This window comes from Burkholderia sp. YHN3-13 (genome assembly GCF_055810675.1).
The window spans coordinates 625,434-643,241 of sequence record NZ_JBVVNQ010000001.1 but is presented as its reverse complement, the minus strand read 5'-3'; the positions used below and the strand labels follow the sequence as shown (position 1 = coordinate 643,241).

The following is a 17,808-nucleotide window of genomic DNA, read 5'->3' as shown; positions in this document are numbered from 1 at the left end:
AACCGATTCGATGAAAGGAGCCCATCATGAAACTGCTCGGCATGGTCCGCCTGGTCCTGTGGAGTTTCTTCGGCGTGCGCAACAGCAAGTCGCACGCGACCGATCTCGCGAACGCCAACTTCACGTTGCTGCCGTTCGTGGCGATCCTGCTTGCGCTGCTGGTCGGCGCGGTGATCTACGGCGTCGTGCATCTCGTCGTCGATCCGACCGTGACGATGCAGGGGTTCTGAGCGGTGTCGAACCGGTAGCGGGCCGTGATTCCCGCGCCGGTTTTCGTCCGTTCGACCGGCGCATGACCGCACCGGTCGTCGAGGTCGCCGCGCACGATGCGCGGCGCGATCGCGCCGCCGCCGCCGGCGCGCCCTCCGCAGCCTATTTCCCCCATCCCGCCGTTCCCGCCTCCCGTTCCGCCCGATTCCACGGCCATCGGTCCCGCCCGGGGTAAAATGCGCGCCACGCCGCGATGTCGCGCGCGACGGGCAGGCCGCCGTTCCGACGAACGGCCGGCGCAAGCGCCCGCCGCCCGCACCGGGGCGTTCGAAGCGTCCCCCGCATGACACGACCGCGCGATGCCGCCGGCCGCCCGCCCGCTCCCGACGAATCCGTCGGCGGCTGCGTCGGTGCCCGGCGCGTCACCTGAATCCGATGTCCCATCCCGCGTCTTCCTGGCTGACCGGCATGCGTGCGTGCCATATCGTCCGGTTCGTCTGATGAATGGCGTGTCGCCGCACGCGGCCGGTGACGGTGCGGATTGCGTCCGCGGGGGCATGCTTCGCAGCTTCGTAACGGGTTTCGACAGGGTCGAGTGGCGAGTTTTCCATCCAGAACAATGACGGTGAATCGAACAACAGCGGCGTCCGCACGGCGGCGGCGCACCAAGGTCGGGCTCGGAGTCGGCCTCGGCATCACGCTTTTCGCGGCGCAGGCCGCCGCGGCACCGGGTGACGCGCCCGCACCGGACGCCGACGCGGCCGGCACCGCGACGCTGCCCGCGATCACGGTGAGCGGCGAGCGCGGCGGCACGCTGCGCGCGCGGAATGCGTCGGTGGCCGGGCTCGACGACGCGCCGCTGCGCGACACGCCCGCGTCGGTGAACGTCGTCACGCGCGCGCTGATCGACGACCAGCAGGCGAAACGGCTGAGCGACGTCGTGCGCAACGACGCATCGGTCGTCAACGACTACGCGCCGGTCGGCTATTTCGAAGGCTTCGCGATCCGCGGTTTTCCGGTCGATCTCGCGAGCGCGATCCGGATCGACGGGCTGACGGTGTCGGGCGAGCAGAACGTGCCGCTCGAGAACAAGGAGCGCGTCGAGATCCTGAAGGGGCTGGCCGGCATCGACAGCGGCGTCGTCGCGCCGGGCGGCGTGATCAACTTCGTGACCAAGCGCTCCGCGAACGTCGCGAGCGTGACGGGCGGCGTCGACAGCCGCGGCTCGACGTCGGCGGCCGTCGATCTCGGCCGCCGCTTCGGCCCCGACCATCAGTTCGGCTTCCGGATCAACGCCGCGAAGGAGAACATGCACGCCTACATCGACGGCACGAACGGACGGCGCACGTTCGGCTCGATCGCCGCCGACTGGGACATCAGCCCGCGCGCGAGCCTGCAGCTCAACGCCGAATTCCAGCAGTGGATCCAGCGCTCGGCGCCCGGCTACCAGTTGCTCGGCGGCACCGTCGTGCCGTCGGTCAAGACGACGTCGAAGGCGCTCGGCACGCAGCCGTGGGCGAAACCGGTGACGACCGATGCGCTGAACCTGAACGCCCGCTTCGACTACCAGTTCAACGACGACTGGAAGGCGTACGTCGCCGCGGGCCGCAGCCGCACGATGATCGACGACAACAGCGCGTTCGCGTACGGTTGCTATTACGCGGCAAGCTGCACGGCCGGCGCGACGTCGCCGTTTTTCTTCGGCGCGAACGGCGACTACGACGTGTACGACTTCCGCAGCCCCGGCGAATACCGGCGCAACGACGACCTGCGCGCCGTCACGACCGGCAAGTTCGCGACGGGACCGCTGCGGCACGAACTGACGCTCGGCGTAAGCGTGCAGCGTCGCGTCGTGCACATGGCGACCGCCGTGTACGACTATGTCGGCAGCGAGAACATCGACGGACCCGACGTCACGTTTGCACCGTCGCCGAATACGCCCGGGCCGTCGTATCCGCAGCTCGATTCGTGGCAGTACGGCGTGTTCGGGCTCGACCGCATCAGCATCGGCGAACACTGGCAGGTGCTCGCGGGCGGCAAGGAAGTGCTGCTGCGCCAGCGCAGCTGGAGCAGTCCCGACGGCGACACGACGCACACCGACCGCTCGGTGTTCCTGCCGCAGGTCGCGCTCGTCTACAAGCCGGTCAACGTGCTGTCGCTGTATGCGTCGTACAGCAAGGCGCTGTCGCTCGGCGACCAGGCGCCGGTGCGCGCGACCAATGCGTATGCGTTCCTGCCGCAGGTCGAATCGCACCAGATCGAGGTCGGCGCGAAATACGACTGGCTCGACCGGCTGAGCCTCACGGCCGCCGTGTTCTCGATCAGCAAGCCGTTCCAGTTCGCCGACCCGGATGCGTCGGGCACCGCCTACACGTTCGTGCAGCGCGGCACGCAGCGGCACCAGGGGATCGAGCTCGGCGCGGCCGGGCGCGTGACCGAGCGGCTGGGGCTGACGGCCAGCGTCGCGGCGATCCGCGCCCGCGCGTACGATTCGGGGTCGCCGGCCTACGAAGGGCACCAGATCATCAACGTGCCCGCGCTGCGCGCGTCGCTGTATGCGGATTACGCGGTGCCGGGCGTGGCAGGGCTGAACGTGCTCGGCGGTGTCGAGTACAGCGCGGCGCGCAACGCGAACGAGGAAGGCACCGCGCGCGTGCCGTCATGGTTCGTGTTCAATCTCGGCGCGCGCTATACGACGAAGATCGGCGGCCATCGCACGGTACTGCGCGTGTCGGTCGACAACCTGTTCAACAAGTTCTACTGGCGCGACGCGGGCGAGCAGCAGGGCGATGCGTACCTGTTCCCGGGGGCGCCGCGCACCGCGCGCGTGTCGTTGACCTATGATTTCTGATGACCGGGAACCGGCTGCGTGACGCGCGGCCCCGGCAGCCAACCAGGAGAGCACAGACGATGTCCCCACTCGAAATCGCCGGCGTGATCGTCAGCGCGCTCGCGATCTGGCTGACCGCGAAGCGCCGCATGCTGTGCTGGCCGGTCGGGCTCGCGTCGGTTGCGCTGTACGGCTGGATCTTCTTCGATGCGAAGCTGTATTCGGACATGCTGCTGCAGGGCGCGTTCGCGGTGCTGCAGGTGTACGGCTGGCAGCGCTGGCTCGCGCAGCGCGCGAGCGAAGCCGGCGGCGGCGGCGCGGCGCCGGCCGGCGACGTCGCGCCCGTCACCGGCGTGCGGCCGCGCCAGATGCTGCCCGACCTGGTCGCGGCCGTCATCGGCAGCGCGCTGCTCGGCGGCATGATGGCACGCTGGACCGACGCGGCGCTGCCGTTCGTCGACGCGTCGCTGACCGCGTTCAGCCTCGTCGCGCAATACTGGACCGCGCGGCGCTATATCGCGTCGTGGGGACTGTGGATCGTCGTGAACGTCGTCTACGTCGGGATGTTCGTGTTCAAGGAACTGTATCTGACGGCCGGACTCTATGCGCTGTTCATCGGGCTGGCCGTCGTCGGCTGGCGCGACTGGAGCCGGACCGCCGCCGCGTTGCGCGCGGCGGCCGGCGGCGCGCTGGCGCCGGGCGGCGGCGCGCGCTGATTCGCGCACGGATTCAACCACGGAGCAACGTCGTTCATGTCATTCCCCCTCGAGCCGGACGGCCCCCTGTCGCGTGACGTCGCACCGCCGCAATTCGGCGTCGACGGCGAGCAGGCCGAACGCGACTGGCCGCTGATGACGCACGGCGAGGTGGCGGCCATACTCGCGCGGATCGATGGCGCGGGCGAGCCGGCGCGGCTGACGTGGCACAGCCCGCGGCAGTTCGCGGCGGCGGTGCTCGTGCGGATGGCGGACGGGCGCGGGTTGTTCGTCAAGCGTCATCATGCGAGCCTGCGCGATGTCGCGGGCCTCGAGGAAGAGCATCGCTTCATCGCGCATCTGCGCGAACGCGGCATCCCCGTGGTGGACGTGCTGGCCGGTCGCGACGGCGCGACCGCGTTTGCGTCCGGCGAGTGGACGTACGAGGTGCACGTGCTCGCGCCCGGCGTCGATCCGTATCGCGGCGTGATGTCGTGGCAACCGTTCACGCATCCTTCGCACGCCTACGCGGCCGGCCGCGCGCTGGCCGAGCTGCATCGCGCGTCGGCCGGTTACGCTGCGCCGGCGCGCCCCGTACGGACGCTGCTGTCGAGTTTTCGCGTGCTGTCGTCCGCCGATCTGGCCGGCGCGCTCGAACGCTGGGTCGAGGCGCAGCCGCTGCTCGTGCGTGCACTCGGTTCGCGCGACTGGCGCGGCGACGTGGCCGACGCGATCGGCCCGTATCACGCGCGCCTCGTGCCGCTGCTGCCCGCGTTGCCGCCGTTGTGGACGCACGGCGACTGGCATGCGTCGAACCTGCTGTGGACCGGGGCGGGCCCCGGCGCACAGGTGCGGACCGTGCTCGATTTCGGCCTGTCGGATCGTACGTGCGCGGTGATGGACCTCGCGCTCGCGATCGAGCGCAATACGATCGACTGGATGGCGCCGGCCGATGCGCGGCGCGTCGAATACGACCAGATCGACGCGCTGCTCGACGGTTACGAAGCGCTCGAACCGCTGAACGACGACGCGTATGCCGCGCTGGTCGCGCTGCTGCCGATCGTGCATACGGAGTTCGCGCTGTCGGAAGTCGCGTATTTCGGCTGCATCATCGATGCGCCGGCGATCGTCGACATCGCGTACGACGGCTACCTGATCGGGCACGCGCGCTGGTTCGGCGAGCGCGACGGGCGGCAACTGCTCGACTGGCTCGTGCAACGCCGGCGCGCGAAACAACCCGTCACCTGATTCGCGTGCGGGGCGGCGGCCCGCGCGTGCCGAAGTCCCAAGCCTCCGCAGTCTTTCGCGCGGCCGTCGCGCCGCGCGCTCACCGAACTTTCCCGATCGTCAAAACGGGGCACCGTCCCCGCGGGGCGCCGCGCGTCTGCGTGCGGCTGCGTCCAACATGACGGAAATATCATCTTCGCCTCATGTTCGCACTGCGGCCCGACCGTAGCATCGGTCGCAACCGTTACCGCAGAACCGAACATGCTCAAGCTCCCTCTCTCCGCGGCCGTCGCCTTCGCGATGGCCGCGACGGCGTATGCGCAGCCGTCGCTGCCGCCGCCGGCGACAGCTGCCGCCGGCAGCGCCGCACCGATCGGCGCACCGCCGTCCGACGCACGTCCCGCCCCGTCGTTGACGCTTTCCGATGCACTCGCCGTCGCGGCCCGGAACAATCCGGCGCTGCGCGGCGCGCGCGCGGACGTCGATGCGTCGGCCGGCGCGCTGCTGCAGGCCGGCGCGCGCCCCAATCCCGAAGTGTCGTTCCTGCAGGAGAGCTTCCGCAGCAACGAACGTACGTCGACCGCGCTGATCAACCAGACCATCGAACTGGGCGGCAAGCGCCGCGCGCGGCTCGACGTCGCGTCGTACGGCCGCGAGTCGGCCGGCGCGTCGCTCGACGAGCAGGGTGCGGTCGTGCGCGCCGACGTGATCGCCGCGTTCTACGGGCTGCTCGCCGCGCAGCGGCAGCTCCAGGTCACCGAGGAATCGGCCGCGATCGCCGCGCGCTCCGCGGATCTCGCGGGGCGCCGCGCGCAGGCCGGCAAGGTGTCGCCGGTCGAGGCGACGAAGGCGCAGGTGGCGGCGGCCGGCGTGCAGATCGAAGTCGTGACGGCGCGCGGCAAGGTGGACGTCGCGCGCGAGAAGCTGAACGCGGTGATGGGCGAAGCGCGCGGCGACCGGCTCGCCGTGCTCGGCGACCTCGAAACCGTGCCGCCGGTCGAGCCGCTGCCCGCGCTGACCGCGCAGCTCGACGATGCGCCGCTCGCGCGGATCGCGCGCGCCGAGATGCTGCGCTCGAACGCGGCCGTGTCGCTCGAACGCGCGAGGCGCATTCCGGACGTGACGGTCAGCGCGGGCGTGAAGCGCGTGACGACGGGCGGGGTGCCCGACAACCAGGCCGTGGTCGGCGTATCGATCCCGATTCCGCTGTTCAACACGAACAAGGGCGCGCTGCTCGAGGCGACGCACAAGGCCGAGCGCGCGAATGCCGATCTCGATCGCGAACGCATGCGCCTGCGGCTGGCGCTCACGCAAGCCTACGCGAATTTCGAGGCCGCCGAGCAGGAAGCGCAGCGGCTGAAGTCCGACATCCTGCCGGCCGCGCGCGTCGCGCTCGACGCGATGTCGCGCGGCTACGAACTCGGGAAGTTCAGCTTCCTCGACGTGCTCGATGCACAGCGCACGCTGTTCCAGGGGCAGTCGCAATACGTGCGCGCGCTCGCCGACGCCCATTCGGCCCGCGCCGATATCGGCCGCCTCGTCGGCACGCCGCTCGCGGCCGTCGCGCAATAAGCGGCACTCTTACCGGAAGGATCATCATGTCACGCAGCAGAATCTTCGTTATCGCGGCGGCCGTGCTCGGCGGCGCAGGGATCGTGATCGGCGCGCTCGCCGTTACACGCGGCGGGAGCAACCCTTCGGCGCCCGCGGGCGCCGAAGCCGCGCAGCCGGCCGATGGCGCCGGCGCGCACGGCGGTGTCGTGCTGAAGCGCGGCAAGCTGTCCGTCGAGATCGTGATGACGGAAAAGCCCGGCGACGCGCGGCTCGTCGTCTATCCGTTCGTCGATGGCAAACCGGCCGACCAGGGCGTCACCGTGTCCGGCACGCTGGTGCGGTACGACCGCACGCGCGAGCCGTTGCGTTTCGACGCGTCGGGCCCGAAGTTCGTGTCCGCCCAGTCGATCGCGAAGCCGCACGTGTTCGACGCGACGATCGACGTGAAGGCCGGCAGCGACGCCGCATCGTTCCCGTTCGCGCGCGCCGACGGCGCGATCGCGCTGACCGACGCGCAACTGACGGCGTCGAGGATCGCACTCGCGAAGGCCGGCCCCGCGCAGATCGCGACGCCATTCCAGCTGCCGGGCGAGATCAAGTTCAACGAGGACCGCACCGCCCACGTCGTGCCGCGCGTGGCCGGCATCGTCGAGCAGGTGTCGGTATCGCTCGGGCAGAACATCGCGAAGGGGCAGGTGCTCGCGGTGATCGCCAGCACCGACCTGGCCGACCGCCGCAGCGAACTGCTGACGGCCGAGCGCCGGCTGTCGGGCGCGCGTGCGACCTACGCGCGCGAACGGACGCTGTGGCAGGAGCGCATCTCGGCCGAGCAGGACTACCAGCAGGCGCAGGTGCAGTTGCGCGAGGCCGAGATCGCCGTGCAGAACGCGCGGCAGAAGCTCGCCGCGCTGAATGCGCCGGCCGGCGCGGGGGCATTGAACCGCTACGAACTGCGTGCGCCGTTCGCGGGCACGATCGTCGAGAAACACGCGACGCCCGGCGAGGCGATCGCCGCCGATGCGAGCCTGTTCGTGATTTCCGACCTGTCGACCGTCTGGGCCGAGATGGCCGTGCCGGCGCAGCGGCTGAACGACGTGCGCGTCGGCCGCGACGCGACCGTCAGCGCGACCGCGTTCGAATCGCGTTCGAGCGGCCCGATCGCATACGTCGGCTCGCTGCTCGGCGAACAGACGCGTACCGCGCCCGCGCGTGTCGTGCTGCCGAACCCGGACGGCGTGTGGCGCCCGGGGATGTTCGTGAACGTGTCGGTCGACGCGGGCAAGCAGGGCGTACCGCTCGCGGTCGCGAGCGAGGCGCTGCAGGATGTCGACGGCGCGCCGTCGGTGTTCGTGCGCTCGCCGAAGGGGTTCGTCGCGCAGGCCGTCGAGACGGGGCGGCGCGACGAGCGCGCGACCGAGGTGCTGAAGGGGTTGAAGCCGGGCCAGGAATACGCGGCGTCGAACAGCTTCGTGCTGAAGGCCGAACTCGGCAAGGGGAGCGCCGAACATGAATGAGCGATATGTGTGCGCCATTGCGCGGATGGCGGCCCGACTGGCGGCCCGCTTTCCGGCGCGCCGCGTGACCGGCCGGGCGGCTCGTCCGGTGCGGGCGACCGTTCCCCGTTTCAAGGAATTCCGACATGTTTGAGCGCCTGATCCGCTTTGCGATTGCGCACCGCTGGCTCGTGATGCTGGCGATCGCGGCCGTGGCCGCACTGGGCGTGTTCAGCTACCAGAAGCTGCCGATCGACGCGGTGCCCGACATCACGAACGTGCAGGTCCAGATCAACACGTCCGCGCCCGGCTATTCGCCGCTCGAGGCCGAGCAGCGCATCACCTATCCGGTCGAGACCGTGATGGCCGGGCTGCCGGGCCTCGAGCAGACGCGCTCGATCTCGCGCTACGGGCTGTCGCAGGTCACCGTGATCTTCAAGGACGGCACCGACATCTACTTTGCGCGGCAGCTCGTCAACGAGCGCATCCAGGAGGCGAAGGACAAGCTGCCGGCCGGCATCGCGCCCGCGATGGGGCCGACGTCGACGGGCCTCGGCGAGATCTACCTGTGGACCGTCGAGGCCGACGCCGGCGCGCGCAAACCCGACGGCACGCGTTATACGGCGGCCGACCTGCGCGAATTGCAGGACTGGGTGGTCCGGCCGCAGCTGCGCAACGTGCGCGGCGTGACCGAGGTCAACTCGATCGGCGGCTACGTGAAGGAGTACCGCGTCGCGCCGAACCCGGCGAAGCTGATGTCGTACGGGCTGACGCTCGCCGACGTCGTGCGCGCGCTGGAACGCAACAACGACAACGTCGGCGCCGGCTACATCGAAAAACGCGGCGAGCAGTACCTGGTGCGCGTGCCGGGCCAGGCGCGCACCATCGACGACATCGCGAACATCGTGCTGACCAATGTCGGCGGCGTGCCGGTGCGGATGAAGGACGTCGGCGCGGTCGACATCGGCCGCGAGCTGCGTACCGGCGCCGCGACGTCGAACGGCGAGGAGGTCGTGCTCGGCACGGTCTTCATGCTGATGGGCGAGAACAGCCGGACGGTGTCGAAGGCCGTCGCCGCGAAGATGGCGGACGTGAACCGCACGCTGCCGGCCGGCGTGAAGGCGATTCCCGTGTACGACCGCACCGTGCTCGTCGAGAAGGCCGTCGCGACGGTGAAGAAGAACCTGCTCGAAGGCGCGATCCTCGTGATCGCCGTGCTGTTCCTGTTCCTCGGCAATATCCGCGCGGCGCTGATCACCGCGCTCGTGATTCCGCTGTCGATGCTGATGACCTTCACCGGCATGGTCAACGCGAAGGTGAGCGCGAACCTGATGAGCCTGGGCGCACTCGACTTCGGGATCATCGTCGACGGCGCGGTCGTGATCGTCGAGAACTGCGTGCGGCGGCTCGCGCATGCGCAGGCGGCGGCCGGGCGGCCGCTCACGCGCGAGGAGCGGTTCGCCGAGGTGTTCGGTGCATCGCAGGAAGCGCGCCGCGCGCTGATCTTCGGGCAACTGATCATCATGGTCGTGTACCTGCCGATCTTTGCGCTGACCGGCGTCGAAGGCAAGATGTTTCACCCGATGGCGATCACCGTCGTGATGGCGCTCGCCGCCGCGATGGTGCTCACCGTCACGTTCATCCCGGCGGCCGTCGCGCTGTTCATCGGCGAGCGGGTCGAGGAGAAGGAGAACCGGCTGATGGGCTGGGCGCGGCGCGCGTACGAACCGGTGCTTGCCGCGTTCATGATGCGCCCGGCGCGCGTGATGATCGGCGCCGGCGCGATCGTGCTGGTCACGCTCGGGCTGGCCACGCGGCTCGGCAGCGAGTTCATCCCGAGCCTCAACGAAGGCGACCTGGCCGTCTCCGCGCTGCGGATTCCCGGCACGAGCCTGTCGCAGTCGGTGGAGATGCAGAAATCGATCGAGAAGACGCTGAAGGCGCGCTTCCCCGAGATCGAGCGCGTGTTCGCGCGCACCGGCACGGCCGAGATCGCGGCCGACCCGATGCCGCCGAACCTGTCGGACGGCTACATCATGCTGAAGCCGGCCGACCGGTGGCCCGACCCGAAGAAGCCGCGCGACCAACTGGTGCGCGAGATCGAGGCCGCGCTCGCCGCGCTGCCGGGCAATGCGTACGAGTTCTCGCAGCCGATCCAGCTGCGCTTCAACGAACTGATCTCGGGCGTGCGCAGCGACGTCGCGGTGAAGATCTTCGGCGACGACATGGCCGTGCTGAACCAGACCGGCGAGCAGATCGCGGCCGCGCTGCGGAAGGTGCCGGGCGCGTCGGAGGTGAAGGTCGAGCAGACGACCGGGCTGCCGGTGCTGACCGTCAACCTCGACCGCGACAAGCTCGCGCGCTACGGCGTGAGCGTCGCCGACCTGCAGGACTCGGTGGCCGCGGCCGTCGGCGGGCAGAAGGCCGGCACGCTGTTCCAGGGCGACCGCCGCTTCGACATCGTCGTGCGGCTGCCCGACGAGCTGCGTTCCGACATCGAGGCGATCAAGCGGCTGCCGATCGCGCTGCCCGCGCCGGCGGCGGGCGCCAGCGGGCCGATTGCGGCGGCGCCGTACGTGCCGCTCGCGGAGCTCGCGACGATCGACGTCGCGCCGGGCCCGAACCAGATCAGCCGCGAGGACGGCAAGCGGCGCGTCGTCGTCAGCGCGAACGTACGCGGCCGCGACGTCGGCTCGTTCGTCGCCGATGCGCGCGAGCAGCTGCAGCAGGACGTGCGCGTGCCGGCCGGTTACTGGGTGTCGTGGGGCGGCCAGTTCGAGCAGCTGCAGAGCGCGAGCGAGCGCCTGAAGCTCGTCGTGCCGCTCGCGCTGTTCATGGTGTTCGTGCTGCTGTTCGTGATGTTCAACAACGTGAAGGACGGGCTGCTCGTGTTCACCGGCATTCCGTTCGCGCTGAGCGGCGGCGTGGTGTCGCTGTGGCTGCGCGGGATTCCGCTGTCGATCACGGCGGCGGTCGGCTTCATCGCGCTGTCGGGCGTCGCCGTGCTCAACGGTCTCGTGATGATCTCGTTCATCCGCAACCTGCGCGACGAGGGGATGCCGCTCGACGCCGCGGTGCGCGACGGCGCGCTGACGCGGCTGCGGCCGGTGCTGATGACCGCGCTCGTCGCATCGCTCGGCTTCCTGCCGATGGCGTTCGCGACCGGCACCGGCGCCGAGGTGCAGCGGCCGCTCGCGACGGTCGTGATCGGCGGTATCCTGTCGTCCACGGCGCTGACGCTGCTGGTGCTGCCCGTGCTGTACCGCGTCAGCCATGCGGTGTCGTGGCGCGCCGCGTTTCGCGGCGGCCTCGGTGCGGGCGTGCTGCGCCGGCTGGGTTTCTTCAAGGGTCATGCGTGATGCGAATTCTGATTGTCGAGGATGAACCGAAGACGGGCGCGTATCTGCGCAAGGGTCTCACCGAGGCCGGCTATGTCGTCGACTGGGTCGAGGACGGCATCACGGGCCAGCATCAGGCCGAGACCGAGGAGTACGACCTGCTCGTGCTCGACGTGATGCTGCCCGGCCAGGATGGCTGGACGCTGCTGCAGAACCTGCGGCGCAGCAAGTCGACGCCGGTGCTGTTCCTCACCGCGCGCGACGATGTCGGCGATCGCGTGAAGGGGCTCGAGCTTGGCGCCGACGACTATCTCGCGAAGCCGTTCGACTTCGTCGAGCTGACCGCGCGCATCAAGTCGATCCTGCGGCGCGGCCAGCCGCGCGACTCGAACACGCTGCGCGTGGCCGATCTCGAGCTCGACCTGACGCGCCGCAAGGCCACGCGGCAGGGCGACACGATCCTGCTGACCGCGAAGGAGTTCGCGCTGCTGTGGCTGCTGATGCGTCGCGAAGGCGAAATCCTGCCGCGCGCGACGATCGCGTCGCAAGTGTGGGACATGAACTTCAACAGCGACACGAACGTCGTCGATTCGGCGATCAGGCGGCTGCGCTCGAAGATCGACGACGCGTACGAGCCGAAACTGATCCACACGGTGCGCGGCATGGGCTACGTGCTCGAAGCGCGCGGCGGCGCGGCCGCATGATCGCGCATCTGCTGCCGCGTACGCTGCGCGGACGCCTGACCGCGCTGATCATCCTGTCGACGTCGGTGATCCTCGCGTCGAGCGGTGTTGCGCTCTACGAGGCGCTGAGCAATCGCGTCGAAACGACGGCGGCCGAGCAGATGGCCGGCACGTCTGCCGCGCTGGGCGCCCACCTGGCCGGGGTGCGCACGCCGGCCGACGTCGCGCGCAACGCCGACATCTGGATCGACCAGTTGCACGGCCATCCGAACATGGATCTCGCGATCTTCGACGCCATGGGCACGCGCCTCGTCGGCACGCCCGGTTTCCGCCCGTATGCACCGCTGATGTCGCTGGAGGCCGGGCGCGTGCCGGTCGGCATCGCGCCGCCCGGCGCGCGGCACCAGTACCTCGTGACGAACGTGCCGCTCGCCGGCGCGGGGGCCGGTGGCCCGGTGGTGCGCGTCGCGGTGCAGTACGACCGCAGCGCCGACCTGCTGCTGCTGCGCACGCATGCCTATACGATCGTCGTGATCGAGGTGTTCGGCGTGGTGCTCGCCGCCGCGATGGCCTACGGTATCGCCGCGCTCGGCTTGAGCCCGCTGCGGCGGTTCGCGGCGCGGGCCGAGCAGATGTCGACGAGCCGGCTCGCGCATCCGCTGCCGGAACTCGATACGTCCGGCGAGCTGAAGGAACTCGAGCACGCGTTCAACGGCATGCTCGAACGTCTGAACGAGTCGTTCACGCGGCTGAGCCAGTTCTCGTCGAATCTCGCGCACGACATGCGCACGCCGCTCACGAACCTGCAGGCGGCCGCGCAGGTCGTGCTGTCGCAGCCGCGCGGCGCGGACGAATACCGGAGCGTGATCGAGTCGAGTATCGACGAATACCAGCGGCTGTCGCGGATGATCGAGGACATGCTGTTTCTCGCGCGCTCGGAACAGGCCGGCACGTCGATCGGCGTGCGGCGCCTGAATGCGGCCGAGGAGGCGGAGCGGGTGGCCGGCTACTACGAGCCGCTTGCGGAAGACGAGGGGGTGACGGTGAAGGTCGATGGCCACGCGTGGGTCGACGCGGACCTCACGCTGTACCAGCGTGCGCTGAGCAACCTGCTGTCCAATGCGCTGACCTATGCGCCGCGCGGCAGCGTCGTGACGATCGATTGCGTCGAGCAGGGCGGCGCGACGACGATCGCCGTGTCGGATACGGGGCCCGGCATCGCGGCCGAGCATGTCGGGCGGATCTTCGAGCGCTTCTATCGTGTCGATCCGTCACGGCACAATTCCGCGTCGGGCACCGGGCTCGGCCTCGCGATCGTCCGGTCGATCATGGACAATCACGGCGGCGAATGCGGCGTCGACAGCGATCCCGGCCGCCGCACGACGTTCTGGCTGCGCTTTCCGCGCCGGCCGGCCGAGCCGAACCGGCCGGCGGCCATCGGCACCTGACAGCGCGGGCGGGCACGTTCGCGCGTTCGCCCGGTGGCGGCCGCGCGCGGCGTGCTGCCCGCACGCGTGTGGCCGAGCGTCATTGCCGTGCGGTCAGGTTGTCGTGGTTGTCGGTCTGTGGCTTTTTCTCGCCGCCGTGCACCGAAATCCCGTGAAGCTCCTTGTTGCGCGCGACGATCTCGCCGGTCGGCGGGTATTGCGTCTTGCCCGTCGGCACGACGCCGTCGTGCTGCGCCTGCTTCAGTTCGTTGACGACCTGCGTGCGGCTCTTGCCCTGCGGTTGTGTTTGCGCGAACGCGGCCTGCGTGGCCATGCCGAGCGACAGCGTGGCGGTGACGAACAGTGCTGCGAGTTTTGCCGTTTTCATCGAGTGTTCTCCTTGATCAGGTCGCCGGGTGGCGAACCATGGACCCAGTATGCGAAAGCGGCCGTGCGTCATCGTGATCGCGAGATGAAAAAAACGTCAGATTGCGCGAGCAGGCAGCGTGCCGTCGGGATCCGGCCGGCATGACGCAACCGTCATGTTCGCGTCATCGGCGCGACGAGCGGGAAGCGGAACATGAAGCCTGCCGATGGCCGACGTGGCCGGCGGCATGCGTGCCGTTCGCGACAGCAGCATGGAAAGCGGGCGGTCCTGTTCAGACATTCATTCCGGACCGAAAAGTGCATCGTCCCGCCATCCGTCTAGCCTTGATCGCAGTCCTGATCGTCCCGCTGTTCGCGGGCTGCGTGTCGACACGTTCCGGCACGACCGAGGCCAGGCCCACCGCTGCGCGCAAGGCGGTGCCGGCCGACCTCATGCCGGGCGAGCAGATCGACTATGCGGGCCACCGCTGCGGCAATCCGAATCTGTACGTGAAAACGCATCCGTGCCTGTTCCCGCGACCCGATCCCGCACCGTGATCGTCCGGCTGGCGACAAAAAAAGGCCCGGCACTCAGCGAGTCCGGGCCTAATGCGTGATCGTGCCGTGCGGCAGCGACCCGCTGCGTGGGTGGTAACGGGCGCGGCCCGTCACGTCTTCGATCGTAGCGGCGCGATGCGTCGCGAACCTGATCGCAACATGAAATTTCCGTCACGTTGCGCGCATGGATGGCGGCCGCGATCAGAACCGGTGCCGCAACCCAAGATTGACGATGCCCTGCGTGCGCGTGCCGCCATAGCCGTACGAGCCGATCGATGCCTGCGCCGTTTGCGTGCCGCCGTCGAGCGTGCGCTGTTCGCCGTTCGCACGCTGCCAGGCGCCGACCGCATAGAGATCGGTGCGCTTCGACAGCATGTAGTCGGCGCCGGCGGACACCTGGTGGTAGGTGGCGCTCGTATCGCCGCGGGCGCGCGTGTAGCTGTAACCGACGCCGACGAGCAGGCCGGGCGTCGCCTGGAAGTTGAAGAAACCGCGCGCGGTGTCGTATTTCTGCGTGCTGCGGAACGCGGACATCGCATCGGCCTTGTACTGCGCATTGCTGTAATCGATGCCGACCGCGAACGGCGCGAAGTTGTAGCGCAACGCGCCGCGCGCGATGTCGATCGATTTCGCGGAGAGGTAACCGCCGTTGACCAGCGATCCGTCGAACGTGCCGTCCGACGTGCCGTTCCAGCTGGTCCGGATGCCGTTCTCGAGCGACGAGCGGTTGGCTGCGGAGTAGTAGCCGCCCGCGACGTCGAGCGGGCCGTAGCTGTACGACAGGCCGGCCGACCAGGTCTGGCCCGCGCCGCTCTTGCCGGCCACGCCGCCGAGCGCATACATGCCGACGAACTGGAAACCGCCGATCACGGGCGACGTGTATTTCACGGCGTTGTCGGTGCGCGACGACGTGTCGTAGTTGTCGACGTCGCCGGGCGTCGCGTACACGCTGCCGAAATAGAAATCGCCGGTCACGGGCCAGGCGACGTCCGCGAGCGCGTCGTACTGGCGGCCGAGCGTCAAGGTGCCCCAGCGTGCGCTTTCCAGGCCGACGAACGCCTGCCGGCCGAACATCCGGTTGCCTTGCCCGAGCGCGCCCGTGTTCGGATTGAAGCCGTTTTCCAGCGTGAAGATCGCTTTCAGGCCGCCGCCCAGATCCTCGGCGCCTTTCAGCCCGAAACGGTTGCCGAGCAGGTTGCCGTTGCCGAGGCCGACGAGGTTCCTGCCGTCGGCATTGGCGTTCCACACATAGGTCAGCGACGTATCGAACAGGCCGTAGAGGCTGACTTCCGCGGCATGGGCCGGTTGGGCGGTCGCGAGCAGCGCCCCCGAGAGCATGGCGAGCCGAACTGGATATTTCATGGTGCTTCCCCTGAAGTTCAAGATGATCGTTTCGCGCATCGTTCGACTCCGGTGCCCGGGCTTGCGGCGGCGGCCCGGAATATCGCGATCGCGCTGGCGATTCTGGAAAGCGTTCGGATCGTGGAGGTGAGGGACAAATGAGAAAAATGTCATCGCGGTGTCATGCACGCCCGAACATTCGAATTATTTAATGTGCACTGCGATGCAGAAGTCGTTCGCATGGTGACGAAACCGTCATGCGGCGATCACGCATCCGCACCAGCGCGGGATCAAAGTGAAGGCACCTGTCACGCCTTTTCAGCAAGGAGCACACCCCATGAACATTCCGCGCCCGATGATCGTCGCCGTCGTTGCCGCACTGTCGGCCGCAGCCCTCTCGCAGACCGTGTCGGCACAGCCGAAGAGTCGTCAGGAAGTGGTTCGGGAACTGGTGCGCGCGCGTCACGACGGCGTGATCCCGAGCCCGAATCACGACTATCCGGCGAGCCCGGCCGTTGTCGCGCGCAATCGGGAAATCCATCGTTCGACGGTGCATCGCGGCGAGAAAGCGCCGATGGTCGATGCGCACGACAACGGTTTCGCGGTGCTTTGATCAACGATTCACGGCCGGCCGGGGCCGTATCCGTCGGCCGGCTTCATCCATGCAGAGGAGCGAGTCATGCGTCATATCGCGAAAGGAATCGTGCTGGCGGGGTGCCTGATGACGACGGCTGCGATGGCGGCCGGCTGGCCCGAGCGTGCGCTGTCGCACGCGCCCGCCCACGACGTCGGCCCGCGGGCGAACGAGCGGATGCGGTGCGAATTCGCGGCCGTGCCTGCCGGCGCGTGGACGGCAACGTTCACGCAGGGGCAATGCGAGGTCGACAACGGGCGACTGACGTTCGTGCCGGCCGAAGCGGGGAGCGGGGCGGCTGCGACGGAGAGGCGTATCGTGCTCGGCGAGGTCCGTACCGCGTCGCATCAGTCGCGCAAGTTGAAGGAACAACTGCAGTTGACGACGCGCGACACGGTCATCGCGCTGAACGTGCTGACCGACGACGGCAGCCGCAAGTCGCGCGAACATGCGATCGACCTGTGGACTGCGTTGCGCAACGAGGGCGTCACGCCCGCGAATGGCACGCGCGTCGTCGATACGTATCCGGCCGGCGCGACGACGTGGTAGCCGCCGCGCGCGGCTTATCCCGCCTTGACCGACCCTTCGATCAGGAAGAACACGATGAAGCCGATGAAGAACGCGGCCGTCGCGAACGGCGTTTCGGGCACCTCGTGCGCTTCGACGAGCAGTTCCTCGGTCACGAGGTACAGCAGCGCGACGGTGCCGAGCCCCAGCAGGGCCGCGTAGATGTTCGCCGGCAGGCCGGCGAATGCCGCATTGCCGGCCACGGCCGAGAGGCTCAGCAGTGCGGCCAGCCCGACCGGCACGACGATCGACAGCGTCCGGCCGATGCCTGCCGCGGCAAGCGCCGCGCTGACCGACAGCGCGAGGAACAACACTTCGAGCGTCAGCGCGACGGTCAGGATGATGCCGCTTTCGTCGCTGGCGGAGAACGCGATGCCGAGCACGAGGCCGTCGACGACGAGGTCGATCGCGGTAACGATGATCAGGCTCACGGGCAGCCGCGCGTCCTCGAAGCGTGCCTCGATCGTGCCCGACAGCGCGCGGATCGCGAGCATCAGCGCGAGGCCGAGCACGAACCCGACGACGACCGGAAACAGCGCATGCGCGCGGTCCTGCGGCAGCAGTTCGAGCGCCGCGGCCGCGAACACGATGCCGCCGGTGAAATGCTGGATGACGCTCGACGTTTTCGGGCCGGGCGCCCGCCATGCGGCCGCAAGCGCGCCGAAACAGGCCGCCAGCACGGGCGGTAAGGTGAGCAGCGCAAGCTTCGCGGTCGGTGTCATGGGGCCTCTCGGTCGGTCGACGTGCCGCGCGGGAGCGGCATTGCACGGATCGTACGCGCCGGGCTGTGCCGCGGCATCAACCGGGGATTGAACACCTTGAAGCCGCTTCAGAGTCAAGCGGCTTGATGCAGGGCGCACCGGCCAGCCGGCACGCCCGTTCGCG

15 protein-coding genes are annotated in these 17,808 nt (G+C 69.1%); 12 read left to right on the top strand and 3 right to left on the bottom strand.

Annotated elements, in window-relative coordinates; translation table 11 throughout:
• Positions 1-26: 26 nt before the first annotated feature.
• From AC0KUR_RS02815 to AC0KUR_RS02775, 9 genes are all read left to right on the top strand, one after another.
• Positions 27-230, top strand: a complete 204-nt coding sequence (locus tag AC0KUR_RS02815; protein WP_034185578.1) for a DUF2970 domain-containing protein — start codon at positions 27-29, stop codon at positions 228-230.
• Between the two features lie 599 nt (positions 231-829).
• Complete coding sequence (locus tag AC0KUR_RS02810; RefSeq protein ID WP_473375313.1) at positions 830-3,061, top strand: TonB-dependent siderophore receptor; 2,232 nt, start codon at positions 830-832, stop codon at positions 3,059-3,061.
• Between the two features lie 59 nt (positions 3,062-3,120).
• Positions 3,121-3,756 carry a nicotinamide riboside transporter PnuC gene (pnuC, locus tag AC0KUR_RS02805; RefSeq protein ID WP_059558612.1) on the top strand — a complete coding sequence of 212 codons (636 nt, stop codon included), beginning with the start codon at positions 3,121-3,123 and terminating at the stop codon, positions 3,754-3,756.
• A gap of 36 nt (positions 3,757-3,792) precedes the next feature.
• The gene (locus AC0KUR_RS02800) at positions 3,793-4,983 is read left to right on the top strand and encodes a phosphotransferase enzyme family protein (RefSeq protein ID WP_473375312.1); all 1,191 of its coding nucleotides are present in this window, start codon (positions 3,793-3,795) and stop codon (positions 4,981-4,983) included.
• Positions 4,984-5,223: 240 nt separating this feature from the next.
• The gene (locus AC0KUR_RS02795; protein ID WP_059558606.1) at positions 5,224-6,534 is read left to right on the top strand and encodes a TolC family protein; all 1,311 of its coding nucleotides are present in this window, start codon (positions 5,224-5,226) and stop codon (positions 6,532-6,534) included.
• 26 nt (positions 6,535-6,560) lie between these two features.
• A complete protein-coding gene (locus AC0KUR_RS02790; protein WP_069704549.1) occupies positions 6,561-8,030 on the top strand; it encodes an efflux RND transporter periplasmic adaptor subunit in 1,470 nt (489 codons plus the stop codon).
• Between the two features lie 125 nt (positions 8,031-8,155).
• Positions 8,156-11,368: an efflux RND transporter permease subunit gene (locus tag AC0KUR_RS02785; RefSeq protein ID WP_473375311.1), complete on the top strand. Its 3,213-nt coding sequence runs from the start codon at positions 8,156-8,158 to the stop codon at positions 11,366-11,368.
• Positions 11,368-12,051 carry a heavy metal response regulator transcription factor IrlR gene (gene irlR / locus AC0KUR_RS02780; protein WP_006490455.1) on the top strand — a complete coding sequence of 228 codons (684 nt, stop codon included), beginning with the start codon at positions 11,368-11,370 and terminating at the stop codon, positions 12,049-12,051. Before AC0KUR_RS02785 ends, irlR begins: the two co-directional genes overlap by 1 nt.
• On the top strand, positions 12,048-13,478 hold the full coding sequence (locus tag AC0KUR_RS02775; protein WP_301742000.1) for a heavy metal sensor histidine kinase: 1,431 nt from the start codon (positions 12,048-12,050) through the stop codon (positions 13,476-13,478). Before irlR ends, AC0KUR_RS02775 begins: the two co-directional genes overlap by 4 nt.
• Positions 13,479-13,557: 79 nt before the next feature.
• On the opposite strand, the gene AC0KUR_RS02770 is transcribed toward AC0KUR_RS02775, so the two are convergent.
• Positions 13,558-13,845, bottom strand: coding sequence for a DUF4148 domain-containing protein (locus AC0KUR_RS02770; protein ID WP_034185587.1), 288 nt, complete (start codon positions 13,843-13,845; stop codon positions 13,558-13,560).
• A 140-nt stretch (positions 13,846-13,985) separates the two neighbouring features.
• Here AC0KUR_RS02770 and AC0KUR_RS02765 point away from each other — a divergent pair, with 140 nt between their 5' ends.
• A complete protein-coding gene (locus tag AC0KUR_RS02765; protein ID WP_473375310.1) occupies positions 13,986-14,381 on the top strand; it encodes a hypothetical protein in 396 nt (131 codons plus the stop codon).
• Positions 14,382-14,582: 201 nt separating this feature from the next.
• Here AC0KUR_RS02765 and AC0KUR_RS02760 read toward each other — a convergent pair whose 3' ends face one another.
• Positions 14,583-15,743, bottom strand: a complete 1,161-nt coding sequence (locus AC0KUR_RS02760; protein WP_124668770.1) for a porin — start codon at positions 15,741-15,743, stop codon at positions 14,583-14,585.
• Between the two features lie 316 nt (positions 15,744-16,059).
• Here AC0KUR_RS02760 and AC0KUR_RS02755 point away from each other — a divergent pair, with 316 nt between their 5' ends.
• Positions 16,060-16,335 (top strand): DUF4148 domain-containing protein, encoded by a 276-nt coding sequence (locus tag AC0KUR_RS02755; protein WP_034185589.1) that lies wholly within the window; start codon positions 16,060-16,062, stop codon positions 16,333-16,335.
• A gap of 66 nt (positions 16,336-16,401) precedes the next feature.
• A complete protein-coding gene (locus tag AC0KUR_RS02750) occupies positions 16,402-16,905 on the top strand; it encodes a hypothetical protein (protein ID WP_124668771.1) in 504 nt (167 codons plus the stop codon).
• Between the two features lie 14 nt (positions 16,906-16,919).
• Here the strand turns inward: AC0KUR_RS02750 and AC0KUR_RS02745 are convergent, their stop codons facing one another.
• Positions 16,920-17,645, bottom strand: coding sequence for a ZIP family metal transporter (locus AC0KUR_RS02745; protein ID WP_034185591.1), 726 nt, complete (start codon positions 17,643-17,645; stop codon positions 16,920-16,922).
• Positions 17,646-17,808: the final 163 nt, after the last annotated feature.